Annotated in this window: 15 protein-coding genes and 1 tRNA gene; 5 read left to right on the top strand and 11 right to left on the bottom strand. The window is 62.9% G+C overall.

Annotated elements, in window-relative coordinates; translation table 11 throughout:
- The 5 genes from phnD to ACWHRL_RS01355 all read right to left on the bottom strand — a co-directional run bounded on the left by phnD (position 1) and on the right by ACWHRL_RS01355 (position 5,374).
- Entirely contained in the window at positions 1–966 is a 966-nt protein-coding gene (gene phnD / locus ACWHRL_RS01375) for a phosphate/phosphite/phosphonate ABC transporter substrate-binding protein (RefSeq protein WP_447894929.1), read from the bottom strand.
- A 90-nt stretch (positions 967–1,056) separates the two neighbouring features.
- Positions 1,057–2,820, bottom strand: coding sequence for a bifunctional diguanylate cyclase/phosphodiesterase (locus ACWHRL_RS01370; protein WP_447894928.1), 1,764 nt, complete (start codon positions 2,818–2,820; stop codon positions 1,057–1,059).
- Between the two features lie 130 nt (positions 2,821–2,950).
- A complete protein-coding gene (locus tag ACWHRL_RS01365) occupies positions 2,951–4,336 on the bottom strand; it encodes a sensor histidine kinase (protein ID WP_447894927.1) in 1,386 nt (461 codons plus the stop codon).
- Complete coding sequence (locus tag ACWHRL_RS01360) at positions 4,326–5,000, bottom strand: response regulator transcription factor (RefSeq protein ID WP_447894926.1); 675 nt, start codon at positions 4,998–5,000, stop codon at positions 4,326–4,328. Before ACWHRL_RS01360 ends, ACWHRL_RS01365 begins: the two co-directional genes overlap by 11 nt.
- Positions 4,997–5,374: a PepSY domain-containing protein gene (locus ACWHRL_RS01355; RefSeq protein WP_447894925.1), complete on the bottom strand. Its 378-nt coding sequence runs from the start codon at positions 5,372–5,374 to the stop codon at positions 4,997–4,999. The genes ACWHRL_RS01360 and ACWHRL_RS01355 overlap by 4 nt, the downstream gene beginning before the upstream one ends.
- 150 nt (positions 5,375–5,524) lie before the next feature.
- On the opposite strand from ACWHRL_RS01355, the gene ACWHRL_RS01350 reads away from it, so the two are divergent.
- Entirely contained in the window at positions 5,525–6,004 is a 480-nt protein-coding gene (locus ACWHRL_RS01350; protein ID WP_447894924.1) for a PepSY domain-containing protein, read from the top strand.
- A gap of 117 nt (positions 6,005–6,121) precedes the next feature.
- Here the strand turns inward: ACWHRL_RS01350 and ACWHRL_RS01345 are convergent, their stop codons facing one another.
- On the bottom strand, positions 6,122–7,492 hold the full coding sequence (locus ACWHRL_RS01345) for a Glu/Leu/Phe/Val family dehydrogenase (RefSeq protein ID WP_447894923.1): 1,371 nt from the start codon (positions 7,490–7,492) through the stop codon (positions 6,122–6,124).
- A 114-nt stretch (positions 7,493–7,606) separates the two neighbouring features.
- Between ACWHRL_RS01345 and ACWHRL_RS01340 the strand changes: the two genes are divergently transcribed.
- Positions 7,607–8,593 carry a DUF1853 family protein gene (locus ACWHRL_RS01340; RefSeq protein ID WP_447894922.1) on the top strand — a complete coding sequence of 329 codons (987 nt, stop codon included), beginning with the start codon at positions 7,607–7,609 and terminating at the stop codon, positions 8,591–8,593.
- Here ACWHRL_RS01340 and proB read toward each other — a convergent pair.
- From proB to rplU, 4 genes are all read right to left on the bottom strand, one after another.
- Positions 8,590–9,729, bottom strand: coding sequence for a glutamate 5-kinase (gene proB, locus ACWHRL_RS01335; RefSeq protein ID WP_447894921.1), 1,140 nt, complete (start codon positions 9,727–9,729; stop codon positions 8,590–8,592). The genes ACWHRL_RS01340 and proB overlap by 4 nt on opposite strands.
- Positions 9,730–9,784: 55 nt before the next feature.
- Entirely contained in the window at positions 9,785–10,975 is a 1,191-nt protein-coding gene (gene cgtA / locus ACWHRL_RS01330) for an Obg family GTPase CgtA (protein WP_447894920.1), read from the bottom strand.
- A gap of 128 nt (positions 10,976–11,103) precedes the next feature.
- Positions 11,104–11,361: a 50S ribosomal protein L27 gene (gene rpmA, locus ACWHRL_RS01325; protein WP_447527501.1), complete on the bottom strand. Its 258-nt coding sequence runs from the start codon at positions 11,359–11,361 to the stop codon at positions 11,104–11,106.
- 34 nt (positions 11,362–11,395) lie between these two features.
- Positions 11,396–11,707 (bottom strand): 50S ribosomal protein L21, encoded by a 312-nt coding sequence (gene rplU, locus ACWHRL_RS01320; protein WP_447527500.1) that lies wholly within the window; start codon positions 11,705–11,707, stop codon positions 11,396–11,398.
- Positions 11,708–12,035: 328 nt separating this feature from the next.
- Here rplU and ispB point away from each other — a divergent pair, with 328 nt between their 5' ends.
- The 3 genes from ispB to ACWHRL_RS01305 all read left to right on the top strand — a co-directional run bounded on the left by ispB (position 12,036) and on the right by ACWHRL_RS01305 (position 14,613).
- The gene (ispB, locus tag ACWHRL_RS01315; protein WP_447527499.1) at positions 12,036–13,037 is read left to right on the top strand and encodes an octaprenyl diphosphate synthase; all 1,002 of its coding nucleotides are present in this window, start codon (positions 12,036–12,038) and stop codon (positions 13,035–13,037) included.
- A gap of 84 nt (positions 13,038–13,121) precedes the next feature.
- Positions 13,122–13,198, top strand: a tRNA-Pro gene (locus tag ACWHRL_RS01310).
- Positions 13,199–13,482: 284 nt separating this feature from the next.
- The gene (locus tag ACWHRL_RS01305) at positions 13,483–14,613 is read left to right on the top strand and encodes an endonuclease/exonuclease/phosphatase family protein (protein ID WP_447894919.1); all 1,131 of its coding nucleotides are present in this window, start codon (positions 13,483–13,485) and stop codon (positions 14,611–14,613) included.
- Positions 14,614–14,695: 82 nt separating this feature from the next.
- Here the strand turns inward: ACWHRL_RS01305 and ACWHRL_RS01300 are convergent, their stop codons facing one another.
- Positions 14,696–15,358: a GntR family transcriptional regulator gene (locus ACWHRL_RS01300; protein ID WP_447894918.1), complete on the bottom strand. Its 663-nt coding sequence runs from the start codon at positions 15,356–15,358 to the stop codon at positions 14,696–14,698.
- Positions 15,359–15,375 lie beyond the last annotated feature (17 nt).

Here is a 15,375-nt window from a genome sequence, read left to right as displayed (position 1 = left end):
TTAGTCGCAGTCGTAGGTCACATCGTTGGCGTCGGCGATGGTACGAATGACCGACCAGTCTTCTTCATAGGTGATGGGAATGAACTGCGCTTCACCGGAGTTGGCGAACTCTTCTTCCAGCGCTGTGCCTTCCCAGTCATAGCTGAAAAACGCGTCCTGAATCTGCTGGGCCAGTTCCGGATCGAGGTTGTGGGCCAGGCCGTAGCCGGTGGTGGGGAAGGTTTCCGAGGTATAAATCACCTCGTAATCGCCTTCGTTGACCACACCCCGGGCCAGCATCCGCGTGGCGACGGAGTTGGCGATGGCGGCGGCGTCGTAATCTTCGTTGACCACGCCCAGAATGGAGTTGTCGTGGGAGCCGGAGAACGCGGTTTCGAAGTCTTCGCCGGCTTCCATGCCGTATTCCGAGCGCAAAAGCGCCGAGGGCGCGCGAAAGCCGGAGTTGGAGGTTTCCGAAGTGAACGCCATCTGTCGTCCTGCCAGGTCCTCGACGGCTTCGATACCGCTGCCCGGATAGGTGATGATCTCCATCTCGTAGCCGAAGCTTCCGTCGTCCGCCGCCATCATGGCAAACGGCCTAAAGCCGCCACAGTTGACCGCTACCGGCACGCCGCCGGTATTGAAGCCCGCTACGTGCAGGCGTCCGGCGCGCAGTGCTTCCTGCTGGGCGGCGTTGGACTGTACCGGGAAAAACTGCACGTTCTTGCCGGTCGCCTCGCTCAGGTGATCCAGAAAATCCGCCCACACCTCGGCGTACACCGCCGGGTCTTCTACCGGCGTGTAGGCAAATACCAGCGTATCCGGGTTGACCCACTCGGCGGCGTCTTCGGGTACGTCGGCTACCATGTCACCGTCGTTATCGGTATAGCGCGATGAAAGATCGGCGGTGGCGGTGAGCGCGGTCAGGGCGAATGCGCCCGTGACCGCAGCGCTTAACAAAGTACGAGAAAGAGAGAGCGTCGACATACATCACCCAAAATGTTGTTTGAAGTAGCGCTATGCTGACAAGCCCGGGTGACAACCCTGCGACACTTGCATGACGCCTTTATGACGCCTTTATGACGCCGCGGTGTAAACAGCGGGGGCGGACCCGTCGCCGCGGCGCTCGACGAAAAGGCTATTACCGGCGATTTTCTTGGCCTGATGCTTGAGTTCCGAAAGCTGCCCGGCGATCTCCAGCGCCCGGCAGCTCGTGGTATCGAGTATCGGCTTGACCGCGATCGACACGCTGACGAAGGCAAAAAAGTCCGCCTCTCCCCGGCGGTTTTCAATATGCACCCCGCCCTGCAGGCGGTCGCGCTCGTCGAAAAAGCCTGGCGCCATCACCTCGAAGGAATCGAGGATCTGGCGGCACACGCCCTCCCAGTGATCCAGCGGCAGCAGCATCATGAAATCGTCGCCGCCGATATGGCCGATAAAGCCGCCGGCGCTGTCTACCTGGGCCTGTAAAAGGCGCGAAAGCGCAATGATCACCTGGTCGCCCCGGGCGTAGCCGTAGGCGTCGTTGAAGGCTTTGAAGTTGTCCAGATCCACGTAGGCCGCCGCAAAGGGCTCGCCCTTCTCCAGCGTGTGCCCCAGGGTTTCGTTGATCAAAATATTGCCTGGCAGCCCAGTCAGTGGGTTGGCGTGGCGCGCCTGACGCACCTGGATGGCAGTGATCTCGCGCAATAGATCGACGATGCTGCCCATCCCCAGGTAGCGTCCCGCCTCGACGATCACGAAATCCTCCTGTTCGATATCGCGGCTGTCCGTGAGCTGCTGGCTGAGCACTTCGAGTGGCGTATCCGCCTCGGCGATCAGCGGTTTGGTATCCGCTACTTCCAGCACCTTGCGTTTGGCGTAAAGCGCGTGGCTATAGGGGTTGGTGAACAGGGTCAAGAACGCGCTGCGCCGCACCACCGCCACGGGCATCTCCCCTTCGACCACCGCCACGCAGCGAAGCGAAGGGTGGTGGCGAAAGCGCTCGGCCAGCGTGATCACCGAATCCTTGGCCCCGACGGTGTCGATGGTCCGCGAAATGGCCCGGGCGGTGCGTCCGGACCCGCTCGCAGGCCCCGGCGCTGGCAGTTGCATGTTCAGGGTAAACGGCGGATCGATACTGGGGCGGGCAAAGTAAAACCCCTGCAGCAGCGCAAGCCCCCGGTCGAGCTCCCAAAGGCAGAGGTGCTCGGCGGCGGTCTCCACGCCTTCGGCAATGAGATGGCAGTCGAGGCTTCGCGCCACATCCAGAATCGAGCGCAGAAATTCGCGCTTGGCGGGCTCCTGGTCGATGCCGGCAATGAAGTGACGGTCGAGCTTGACGAAATCCGGGCGTAGCTCCGCCCAGTGGCGAAGACTCGAGTGCCCGGCGCCCAAATCATCGAGGGCGACCTGAAAGCCCATGTCGCGGTAGTGGTCCACCGCCTGGCGCATCAGTGCATAGTCGTGAATCGGCACGTGCTCGGTCAGCTCGATCACTACCCGCTTTGCGGGCAAGCCGCTTTCGCGTACGAAGCCCAGGGTCAGCCCCTCTTCGAAGTCACGCTCGACGATGGTCAGCGGCATCACGTTGAGAAACAAGAACCCGGGCAGTCCAAGCTCGGCAAAACGGCGAATAGCCAGGCGCCGGCACAAAAGATCCAGCTCGACCAAATGCCCCGCCTGCATCGCCACGTCGAAAAGGCGCAGCGGCGAGTAGAGCGGCGAGTTTTCGGGCCCGCGCGCTAACGCTTCGTAGCCGAATATCGCCTGCTGGCTGGCATCCACGATGGGCTGGAACACAATGGTCAAGTCCTCGTTTTCAAGAATGTGGTTAAGCCATTGAGTGTCTTGAGCAGTCATGTGTCGGGTGCCTTTGCAAACGCCGTCAGCCAAAAACTGACTACAGCGTCCTGAGTGCCGGGGGGAGGTTCGATCCAAAAAGATTGAGATATTTTGATGACGCTTTTATGACACCCGGTGTCGCGTGGCGTCATGCACCCGGGGCCACCACGGGGAGTTCGATGGCCACGTAGACCCCGCCGGCTTCGGCCCGCGTAAGGTGCAGCGTGCCGTGGTAAAGCGCCACCAAATCCGCGACGATGGCAAGCCCCAGGCCGCTATTCGAGCGCTGCTCGTCCAGCCGCGTGCCCCGGGCAAGCGCGGCCTGACACTGCGCCTCGCTCATGCCGGGGCCGTTGTCGCTAACGCTCATCAACAGCGTCTCGCCTTGGGCGTCCACGCAAAGCGTCACCTCGCTTTGCGCCCAGCGCAGCGCGTTATCCAGGAGGTTACCGGCGATTTCCTGAATATCCTGACGGTCCATACGGACCTTCGGGCGCGCTTGCCAATCGGCGCTGAGCGCGACCTGGCGACGGTGAGCCAAGCGGGAGAGGCCCTCGATCAACCCGGAAAGGGCCTCGTCGAGGGCGATGGGCGCCAGGTGCAGGCCCTCGCCGGCCGCCGAGGCGCGGGCCAGGTGGTGGCGTACGGCGCTATCGATGCGCGAAAGCTCGGTATCCAGCCGCTCGCTGTGTTCACCGGGCAAATGCTTTAGCTGCAGGCGCATCACGCTCAGCGGCGTTTTTAGCGCGTGGGCCAGGTTACCCGCCGTGTGGCGGCCACGCTCGATCAGCCGCTGATCGCGCACGAGCACTGCGTTCATCGACCCGGCAAGCGTTGCCAGCTCCTCGGGCAGTTGCGTATCCATGCGCTCCGCGGTGGCCTTTTCCACTTCGCGAAGGTTGGCGTTCATGCGCCGAAGCGGCGCCAGCCCCCAACGCACCTGTAACGCCAACACGCCCATCAAGAGCGCGCCGAGCGTCAAAAGCCCCAGCCATAAAAGCCGCTGGAACCGGGCGATGCTCGCTCCCAGCTCGGTCTCGTCCGCGGCCACGCTGACGTGCAGCGGCGTATCTAGCGGGGCCAGATAAATATCGCGCTCGAGCACGCGTAGCGGCTGGCCGCGGGGGCCTTTTAGGCTTCGCGCGCTTATCCGGCGGCTGTCGGTCACCGGCAGGCGCTGGTCCCAAAGCGAGCGCGAGGCGAGATGGTGCGTGTTTTGGTCGGTGATTTGCCAGTACCAGCCGGAAAACACCTGATCGAAGCGGGGATCGCCCAGCGCGCTTGGATAGCGCAGGGTATCGCTTGCGGCGTCGAACGCCACCCCGGCGATCACCACGTTCAGCGTCGCTTTTAGGCGCTCGTCAAAGGCGGTTATGGCGGCGGTACGGTAATAATGCGCAAGCCACGCCCCGGAAAGCGGCAGCGCCAGCGCAATGATGACGAGTGCGGCGAGCAGCAGCCGCGTGGCGATCGAGCGGTGGGACCAGCGCTTGCGCAGTTGGCTCCAGACAAGCCGGCCGCGGTTAGCCGACATCCGGCGCCTCGGCCAGCAGACGATAGCCCTGGCCTCGAAGCGTGGCAAAGCGCCAGCCCCCAAGCTTGCGGCGCAGCCGACTGATCTGCACGTCGATCACGTTGGAGTCCGGCTCCTGGTCACGGTCGTAGACGTGCTCGGCGAGCTCGCCCCGGCTGACCACCCGCGGGGCGGCGTGCATCAAATAGCTCAGCAGGCGCGTCTCCTGGGCGGTCAGGCTGACCGGGCGTCCGGCAAGCGTCACGTGCTGGGTGTGGGTATCCAGGTGGAGCTCGCCCACCTTGATGACCGGGTGCGCGTAGCCGTGGGTGCGGCGAACGATTGCGCGCAGGCGAAAGAGCACCTCGGCGGGCTCGAAGGGTTTCGTCACGTAGTCGTCGGCGCCGGCGCTAAAGCCCGCGGCCTTGTCCGCCCAACGCTCGCGGGCGGTGAGAATCAGCACGGGCAGGTCGATACCGTCGTCGCGCCAGGCGCTTAGCCAGCGCGTGCCATCGCCGTCGGGCAGGCCGACGTCCAGAATCAGCGCGTCATACGCCTCGACGCGCACCAAAAAATCCGCTTTTTGGCCGGTGGCGGCATGCTCCACCAGCCAGTCGCCCTCTTTTAGCGCCTGGCCGAGTTCAAAGGCCAGCGCCTGGTCATCCTCTACCAATAAACACTTCATGGCCCGCCACCCTCGACGCTTTCGCGCTGCATCTCGTTGATACGCACGCCTTCGATTTTCATGAGCTTGCCGCTGCGCCCGTCAAACTCGAATTCGACGACCTGCCCCTGGGGGCCGAGCATCTTGATCTCGTACTCGATGTCGCCGTCGTCGCGCTCCATCTCGACCTCGATGACTTCGCCCAGGTAGCGCGCTTCCAGCCAGTCCAGAAGCGACTCCAGGCTCACCGCCTCGCCCGAGCGCACCTGGTCATGCAACCCTTCCCACTGCGGGTCCGCCCCCACGCTTTGGACGCCAAGCCACGCCACCAGCGCCACGGCCAGGGGCCAGCGGCGCTTAAGGCGCGATGAATGAGGCGTTAAAAGCGTTTTCATGGTGTCAGCATGCCAAAGTCGATATGAACGTTGGATGAACGGCGCCTTCAGGTTAGCGACAGACGCGCGGTGCTATAAAAGGGGCGTCGCATCGGCAAGCGCCGGTGCGCGTTGATCATTCACCCCGTATCGCTCAAGAAGGAGTTTGACATGAATCTTACGAAAAAAGTGCTGATGATGCCGGCCACTGCCCTGCTGCTAAGCGCAGCGGCGGGCGCAGCCCAGGCCGACGAGGGCCTGGCCCTCGAGCGCCTCGACGACGTGCTCGGCTATACCGCCGACTACGGCTTTACCCAGTACCAGGAAATCAGCGTCGAAAGCGGCGACCATGTCGAGGTCGAAGGGTGGCTCGATGACGAGTGGTTCGCCGATATCGAGTTCTCGCTGGACAGCGGCGAAACCCTGCAAGAAGAGCGCGAACGCCTGGTCAGCGGTGCCTGGGGCATGAGCGAAGACGATATTCGCCAGGCATTCGAAGTCGCTTCCGAGGAAGGCATGGTGACCTTCGAGGAGATCGACATGAACCAGAGCGGTATCATCGACATCGAAGGCCGCAACGCCGAGGGCCGCGAGGTCGAGCTGAGCGTGCGCCAGGGCTCCTACGAGATTACCGCGATGGATCGCGACTAGCCTGGCCGCACCCCAGCGTATTGCATCATGGGGTGTTGCAGCATGTCGCAAAGCGGGCCCTGACGAGGGCCCGCTTTTTTCGATGCGCGTGTGTTTATCGACTTTCCTGGCAAGTGTTTATCGGCTTTCCTGACAGTTGCCCCGCGCCATGATCGCCTCGGCGATACGCTCGATTCCCTGGCGGTAGGCCGCCTGACGATAGGTCACCTTCTCCTCTTTGGCGCGCTCGAGCACCAGGCGCGCCTCGCGCTCCAGCTTTTCATCGAGACGCTGGTTGACCTCCTCTTCGCTCCAGGCTTGGCCGGCGCGGTTTTGTAGCCACTCGAAGTAGCTCACGATCACCCCACCGGTATTGGCCAGCACATCGGGCAGCACATCGATGCCGCGATTGTCGAGCTCGCGGTCGGCGTCGCTGGTGACCGGGCCATTGGCAATTTCCAGAATCATGCCGGCCTGGATATCGCCGACGTTATCGCCGTGCACCTGGTTTTCCAGCGCGGCCAGGGCCAGCACGTCGACCTCTAGCGCCAGTAGCTCGGCGCCCTCGATGGCCTTGCCCTGGCGGCACTTGGCGAGCGCGCCGTGTTTTTCCTTGGCCTTTTGGGCCGCGTCGATATCCAGCCCCGCCTTCTTGTAAATGCCGCCACTGGAGTCCGACACCGCCACGACCTTGTAGCCCCGAGCGCTTGCCTGTCGGGCGAAATACGTCGCCGCATTGCCAAAGCCCTGCACTGCGACGGTGGTGTCTTCGGGCTTGCGGTTTTGTTGCTCGGCCCACAAATCCAGCACCTTGAGCGCGCCGTGGCCGGTGGCCGCCACCCGGCCGGGGGAGCCACCCAGCGGCAAAGGCTTACCGGTGATCGCCGCCGGTGCCCGGGCGCGCACGATGTTCTCGTACTCGTCGATCATCCAGCCCATCACCTCGGCGTCGGTGTTGACGTCCGGGGCGGGAATGTCACGATCCGGGCCCATCACGTCGGCAATGGCGCGAATGTAGCCCCGCGCCAGGCGTTCGCGCTCCAGCGATGAAAGCGCCTTGGCATCGACCTGGACCCCGCCCTTGCCGCCCCCAAAGGGGAGGCCGACGACCGCGCACTTGATCGCCATCCAGAAGCTGAGCGTGGTCACCTCGTTTTGGTTGACCTGCGGGTGAAAGCGCACGCCGCCCTTGGCTGGCCCCAGGCTGATATCGTACTGAACGCGCCAAGCCGGAAATGCCTGCAGGCGGCCATCGTCCATGCGCACCGGTATGCTGACCTGTAGCGAAAGCGCGGGCTGCATCAGTCGCGCCCGAGCATCGGGATGGATATCCAGCGCGTCGAACACCTCCTCCAGCCGCGAGTGGGCGTCCTCGAAAAGCGCCGCGCCGGTTTGCGGCGTAAGCGCCTGGGCCTCAACATGCGACGGGGCGGGGCCACTTTTTTTAGCTGCCCGTTTGTTTGACGAGCTGGCGGGGGCATTCTGCTTTTTGGTTTTCGAATTAGCCATTAACACACTCCGTTGCATCGTTGGGTAAAGGCCGGGGCTTGCGTAAGCTCAAGCGTAGCATGCATTGTTTTACTTCGCCCTCGCCCACCCTCAAGCCGCCCACGGGACACCACTATGCCACCAATACCGCCGGCCGACACCCAAGGCGCCTTGCTGGAAGACCCCATCGCCCAGGACCTGGCGTGGCTTCTGGATACGCCGGATTTTGTGGCGTTAAACGGCTACCCGGGCCGCCCCACCCGAGCCGAGCTTGGCCTTGAAAGCGACGTCCAGGTCTGGCTCGAGCGACTGTCACCGGCGTGCCGGGCGGTGGTGAAAAAACGCCTAACGCGCATGGGCCACTACCACGAAACCCTTTGGCATCTGCTGCTCGGCCACGCACCCAACACGCGGCTTTTGGCCCATAACGTTCAAATCAGAGAAAAACGCCTGACCCTGGGCGAGCTGGATATGCTCTACCGCACCTGCGCCGACCCGGCGCCCATCCATTTGGAAGTCGCGATCAAGTTCTACCTGGGGCTCGACGAAGGCCCAAGCGGCGCTACCAGCCAGAACCGCTGGATCGGCCCGGGCGGGCTCGACAGCCTGGCGCGCAAGTGCGCCCATTTGCACGCCCACCAACTGCCGCTTTCCGCCACGCCCCTGGCCCAAAAAACGCTAGGCCACTGGCTGGCACCGCGGGACTGCGCGCCCTTCGAGCCCGGCGCCGGCGCACTCACCCAGCGCCTGGCCATGCCCGGGGTGCTGTTTTATCCGTTTCACGCAACGCTGCCCCCACCGGAAGGCGCAAGCGCGCATCACCGCCGCGGGCAGTGGTGCTATTTGAAGGATTGGGAGGCACTTTTGGCGCGCGAGGGGGAGGTGAAGATGGCCTGGCTGAAGAAGCCTTTCTGGCTGGCGCCGCCGCTAGAGACGGCGTTTGATTCGCCAAAAGCGTTTGGGCCTGCGCTCACGGCGCATATCGCGCAGTACGGCCCCCAGCAGGTCATGCTGAAAGCCGAAGGCGGCGCGGCGCTTAAACGGGTATTCATCGTGCCCAACGACTGGCCGCGGCAGATACCGCTACCGCTTGGGTCATCGAAACCCCGGCCCGGGCGTTAAACGACCACCAGGTTATCCCGGTGGATCAGCTCGTGGGCCTCTACGAAGCCGAGGATCGCCTCGATCTGATGGCTGGGCTTGCCGGCCAGCAGGCGGGCGTCGTCGGCGCCGTAGTTGATCAGCCCCTTGGCGACCCGCTCGCCCTGCTCGTCCACGCACAGCACCATGTCGCCGCGCTTGAAGCTGCCCTGCACATGGCGTACGCCCACCGGCAGAAGGCTCGAGCCCTTTTCACGCAGCACGTTGACCGCCCCGGTATCCAGGGTGAGCGTTCCGCGTACCTGGAGCTGGCCGGCCAGCCAGCGCTTGCGCGCCGCTATGGGGGCCTGGTTGGGCGTCAGCAGCGTGCCCAGCGCCTCGCCGCCCATGATGCGACTAATCACATTGGGCTGGCGGCCGCTGGCAATCACGGTGAGCGCCCCGGAGCGCGCCGCGAGCGTGGCGGCGCGCACCTTGGTACTCATACCGCCCCGGCCAAGCGCCCCGCCGCTGCCCGCCACGGCGGCAAGCCTGGGGTCGTCGGCGCGGCCTTCGTCGATCAGCGTGGCGCCGGGGTTCTCCCGGGGGTCGGCGTCAAAAAGCCCTTCCTGGTCGGTCAACAGCACCAGGGCGTCGGCCTCGAGCAGATTGGCGACCAAAGCGCCCAGGGTGTCGTTGTCGCCAAAGCGGATCTCGTCGGTGACCACGGTGTCGTTTTCGTTGACCACCGGCACCACGCGCATCTCGACCAGGGTGCGCAGCGCCGAGAGCGCGTTGAGGTAACGCTTGCGGTTGGAAAGATCGTCGTGGGTCAGAAGGATTTGCGCGGTCAGCATGCCGTGACGGGCGAAGTGCTGCTCGTAGCACTGGGTCAGGCCGTTCTGGCCGACGGCGGCGGCGGCCTGTAGCTCATGAACCGCAGTGGGCCGCGCCTGCCAACCAAGACGCACCATGCCCGCGGCCACCGCCCCGGAGGAGACCAGCACGACCTCGACACCGCGGCTTTGCAGCTCGGCGATCTGGTCGACCCAGGCGCCGATGGCGGCGTCATCGAGCCCCCGCCCGTCGTCGGTAATCAGGGCGCTGCCGATCTTCACCACCACGCGGCGCGCGCCCCTTAGCGCCTCCCGACCCGGCAACTGTTCACGCTGTTCCATGCCGCCTCTCTTTTGCCCACACCTAAACGTTCGTCGTGATTTACCAGCCGCTGGCTCAGGGCGCGTACTCGACCTCGACATCGAAATCGTCGTCGTCGAAGTCGTCGTCATCGTCCTGGTCGCGCCGCTTGCGGTTGTAGCCCAAACGCGCCTCGGTGCGGGCGACGGACTCTTCTTCCATGCGTTGGCGCATCTCGCGCTCGCGCTCGAAGGCCTCTTCGTCTTCGTTTTCCAGGCGTTGCTGCTCGGTCAGCCAGCGGTGGGCCGCCTGGACCAGCTTATCGGTGCCTTCACTGCCGATCGCCGAGATGCGAAACACCGGGCCCTCCCAGTCAAGCGCATCGATGACCGCCTGGGCGCGGGCTTCGCGCTCCTCTTCCGGCACCAAATCGAACTTGTTGAGCACCAGCCAGCGCGGGCGCTCCGAAAGCGCCGGCGAGAACTCGCCGAGCTCGTGGACGATCGCTTGGGCGGCCTGCACCGGGTCGGACTCATCGAACGGCGCGATATCCACCACGTGGAACAAAAGCCGCGTACGGGTCAGGTGCTTCAAAAAGCGCAGGCCCAGGCCCGCGCCGTCCGAGGCGCCTTCGATCAGCCCGGGCACGTCCGCCATCACGAAGTGCTCGTGCATGCCCAGCTTCACCACGCCCAGGTTGGGCACCAGGGTGGTGAACGGGTAGTTGGCGACCTTCGGCTTGGCGGCGGAAACCGAGCGAATCAGCGTCGATTTACCGGCGTTGGGCATGCCCAAAAGGCCCACGTCGGCCATGACCTTCATTTCGAAACGCAGATTGCGTCGGTCGCCTTCGGTGCCCGGCGTGGTCCGCCGGGGCGCGCGGTTGGTCGAGGACTTGAAGTGAATATTACCCAGCCCACGCCGGCCGCCTTCGGCGACCAGCACGACCTGGCCGATTTCGGTCACATCGGCGATCACTTCCAGGGTGTCCTCGTCGATCACCGTGGTGCCGACCGGCACTTTGACGTGCAGGTCAAGACCGGCCTTGCCGCTCATCTGACGCCCCATGCCGCCCTGGCCGTTTTCGGCCTTGTAGAAGCGCTGGAACTTGAAGTCGATCAGCGTATTGAGCGCATCGTCACCGATCAGGTAGACGCTGCCGCCATGACCGCCGTCACCACCGTCGGGGCCGCCTTTAGGGACATATTTCTCGCGGCGAAAGCTCAGACAGCCGTTGCCGCCCTTGCCTGCCTCGACAATCACCGAGGCTTCATCGACGAACTGCATTGAATTCTCCCGGCCGCTTTCGCCGCCCTTGCATCCCCCGTCTTCACAAAGACCAAGGGGTTAAACAGACAAAAAAGCCCCGCCAATGCGGGGCTTTTCTTTCGTGCGATCGTCCAAGCGCTCAGCGCTTATTCAGAAACGATGCTCACGAATTTACGGTTTTTCGGGCCCTTGGTCTGGAACTGGACCTTACCGTCGTTCAGTGCGAACAACGTGTGGTCACGGCCGATACCGACGCCCTGGCCTGCGTGAAAACGCGTGCCGCGCTGGCGAACGATGATGTTACCCGCGGTTGCCGCTTGGCCACCGAAGAGTTTCACACCAAGGCGTTTGGATTCGGAATCGCGACCGTTACGCGTGGAGCCGGCTGCCTTTTTATGTGCCATCGAAATAGCCTCCTAATTAGGGGAATGGACCGTGTTAAACGGAGATTCCGGTAATTTTGACTTCAGTGAACCACTGACGGTGGCCCTGACGCTTCATGCTGTGCTTACGACGACGGAACTTGATGATGTTGATCTTATCACCACGGCCGTGAGACACGATTTCAGCGGATACTTTAGCGCCGCCGATCATCGGTGCGCCAATGTTGAAATCGTCGCCGTCTGCCACCATCAGCACTTCTTCGAAATCGATGGACTCGCCGGTGGCGACTTCGATTTTCTCGAGCTTGATGGTCTGACCTTCTTGAACGCGGTACTGCTTGCCACCGCTTTTGATAATTGCGTACATGTCGCTCTCCGGACTCGTCATTGAAGCTGGCACCTTATTAAGCCAGCGCTCATCATCTACCGCGCTTTCGCGTCGTGCTCTTAAGACCTGCTGCGAGTGGCGCCCCTTTTGGCAGCCATCTGACAGGGAGCATGATGAGTGGGTCGCGGATTATAGCGTCGTTCGACCTTTACCACAAGCCCCTGGGGAGGTGTCAATCCGGCCGATATCGGCCCCGGGGCGGGGCTCGAAGTAGAGTGCGCCTTGACGCCTTACAGGCGGCCCCATAGCATAATCCCCACTCAGGGCGGTAATTGCCGCTTTTCACCTGCCGCGATGAACAAACTCCATGACTAACGTCTCTCCTAAAACGTCTGCCAGCCCAACGCCTTCACCGCTTCACGCCGTGGTGGCGGGCGACTTCGAGGCCGTTAACCGTACCATTGTCGAGCAGCTCAACTCCAAAGTCCCGCTGGTGGAAACCATCGGCCAGTACATCATCGAAAGCGGCGGCAAGCGCATGCGCCCGCTTTTGGTTTTGCTGGCCGCGCGCTCGCTGGGCTACGAAGGCAACAAGCACATTACGCTTGCCACGCTGATCGAGTTCATGCACACCTCCACGCTTTTGCACGATGACGTGGTCGACGACTCGCACCTGCGCCGCGGCAAAAAAACCGCCAACGACGCCTGGGGCAACGCCCCCTCGGTACTGGTCGGTGATTTTCTCTACTCGCGCTCGTTTCAGCTGATGGTCAACGTCGGCTCGATGCGCATCATGGCGATTCTTTCGAGCGCGACCTGCATCATCGCCGAGGGCGAAGTGCTCCAGCTGACCAATATCGGCAACCCGAGCCTAACCGAGGACGCCTACTTCGAGACCATCCAGGGTAAAACCGCGATGCTGTTCGAGGCCGCCTCGCACAGCGGCGCGGTACTGGCCGAGGCCACCCCGGCGCAAGAACGCGCCCTTCAACATTACGGGCGCTACCTGGGGCTCGCCTTTCAGTTGATCGACGATTTGCTCGACTACCAGGGCGACGCTGATGCAATGGGCAAGAACGTCGGCGACGACCTGGCCGAAGGCAAGCCAACGCTGCCCTTGATCAACGCCATGGAGCGCGGCACCCCGGAAGAGGCCAAGCTGATCCGCCAGGCGATCCGCAAGGGCGGACTCGAGCAGCTCGACGAGGTGCTGGCGATCGTTCACCGCACCGGGGCGCTCGAATACACCCGCAGCCGCGCGGTGGAAATGGTCGATAAAGCCCTGGCGGAACTCGAGACGCTGCCCGAGAGCCCCTATCGCGACAGCATGGCGGATCTCGCCCGCATGGCGATCGAACGCCAGTCCTGAATCGCAGGTTTTATGGGGCGCGGTGAAATTTCTACTTGAAAAGTCCCGCGCTCACGAGTAAGATTCATCCCCGTTATTAAGCGCCGGAATATAGCTCAGCTTGGTAGAGCGCTGCCTTCGGGAGGCAGAGGTCGTAGGTTCGAATCCTGCTATTCCGACCACTAATTGTTAGAAAAATGGCCACTTAGCTCTTCGAGCAAGTGGCCATTTTTTTGTGCCCGGCATTTTGGCTGGCTTTTCGCACCGGCAGTTTTTCAGGCCACGTGAGTGAAAAGCCAGGATGTCGTTTTGCACGATAACCCGCTATTCTGTCTCGAATCGAAATTAAGGGGCGATGCCAGGCTTTACGCTTGGCAAGCTGCCACCTGATTTACTTCCAAGTGCATGACCGTCCTAACGCCGGGGCGACATTCATCATGCCGCCCCGCCACATTCGAGCACCCTCATGTTTTTAAAAACTCTACTCTGGATCGTTCGGGTTCTGACGATTGTTTTGATAGCGGTCAGCCTACTGCCTGAGATTCCCAGCGGTCATTGGTCGATCCGCCTTTGGGAGTTTCCGCGCCTGCAGCTGAGCGTGGTATTGGCCGTCGTGCTGCTGCTTCTGACCTTGCATGCCTGGCTTGGAAGAGCGCGAAAAGAGCACGGCGTGTTGCTTGCGCTGCTGCTGGTAACCGGCGGGTGGCAGGTGTCCCATATCCTGCCCTTTACCCCGGTTTGGCCGAAGGAGGTGCAAGAGGCGGATGCGCGAACCCTCGAGAACCAGTCCACGTTCAAAATCCTGACCGCCAACGTCGACTACACCAATGACCGCTACGCCGAGGCGCTGGATTTGATCGAGCGCGAAGACCCGGACGTCGTGCTGATCATCGAGATCGATCGCGAGTGGGCAGCGGGGTTGGCCCCGCTGGACGAAAGCTATGAGCACTACGTGGGCGAAGTGCGTGAGGAAGGATTAGGCATCGCGCTTTGGTCCCGCGTCCCTCTGCAGGCGCAAGAAGTGGCCCATTTGGTGTCCGAGCGCCGGCCGTCGGTCTTTGCCACCCTGGACGTCCCCGGCATCGGGGCGGTGCGCTATGTCGGCATTCACCCGGTGCCACCGGGGCTTAAAGAGCGCACGCCAGACGATGGCGGCGACGCGGAACGCCGGGACAGCCGGGAGCGCGACGCGGAACTGATGCTCGTGGCCGAGCGCGTCGAACAGGACCCGGACAGCCGCTGGATCGTGACCGGGGACTTCAACGATGCGGCCTGGTCCAATACGACCCAGCTATTTATGGGCTTGAGCGATCTCAAGGATCCGCGCCGCGGAAGAGGCTTATTGAGTACCTACCACGTCGATTATCCCTTTTGGCGCTACCCGATCGACCATCTGTTCGTCTCGGATGGCTTCGAGCTCGTCGCGCTGGACCGCGTAACGCTTGCGGGGTCGGATCATTTCGCCATCACGGCAACGTTGACGGCCGCCGAACAAGACCCGGACGCGCCCGAGGCCTCGGCCCAGGAGCAACAGGAAGCCGATGAGCTGATCGAGGAAGGCGAAGAAGACGCCCGCGAAGAAGGCGTCAGCAGTTAAAGAGCGATCGTACCAAAAAGGGCACTAGAAAAAGGCCACCCCCACCATGCGGGTGGCCTTTTTCGTTGCAAGCGCGGGTGTATCACGCCATCTCGAGTTCTCGAATCGACGCCACCAGGTCGTTGAAGCGCTCGCCTTGAACCGTGACGTGCTCGCGCAGAAGGCGTTCGGTCGTTTTGCCGTCGCCGGCCTCGATCGCTTCGACGATGGCTTCGTGCTCGGCCAGCGAGCTCTCGACGCGCATACGCACCTGAAGCTGCATCCGCCGGTAGGGCTGTAGCAGCGCATGGAGCCGCGCCGCCTCTTGGGCAAGAAACTGGTTATGGCTGGCCGCGTAGAGGCAGTGGTGGAATACACTGTTTTCGTAGTAGTAGCCGTTGGTATCCCCCTGCTCGGCCATGGTGCGGCACGCCTTAAGCGCCTGGGTCAGCGCGACGTGCTCCTGGCCGGAAATACGCCGGGCGGCGAGGCGCCCACAAAGCCCTTCGAGCTCGGCCATGACTTCAAAACGCTCGACCAGCTCGGACACGCCCAACTGGGTCACGAAGGTGCCACGCTTGGGTACTACCTGCACCATGCCCGACACGGCAAGCTGCTGAATGGCTTCGCGAATCGGCGTGCGTGAGCAGGCGTACTCCAGCGCCAGCGCATCCGGGTCGAGGCGCTCGCCGGGGTTGAAGCGCCCGGCGACGATCGCATCTTCCAGCAGGTCGCGCAGCCGCTGCGCCTGGGACACCTTCGCCATAAGTCTACCCCCTCAAG

The sequence above is a fragment of the Vreelandella sp. GE22 genome (assembly GCF_968212445.1).
The sequence above is the reverse complement of the archived record's forward strand: the minus strand, read 5'-3'. Positions and strand labels throughout refer to the sequence as shown.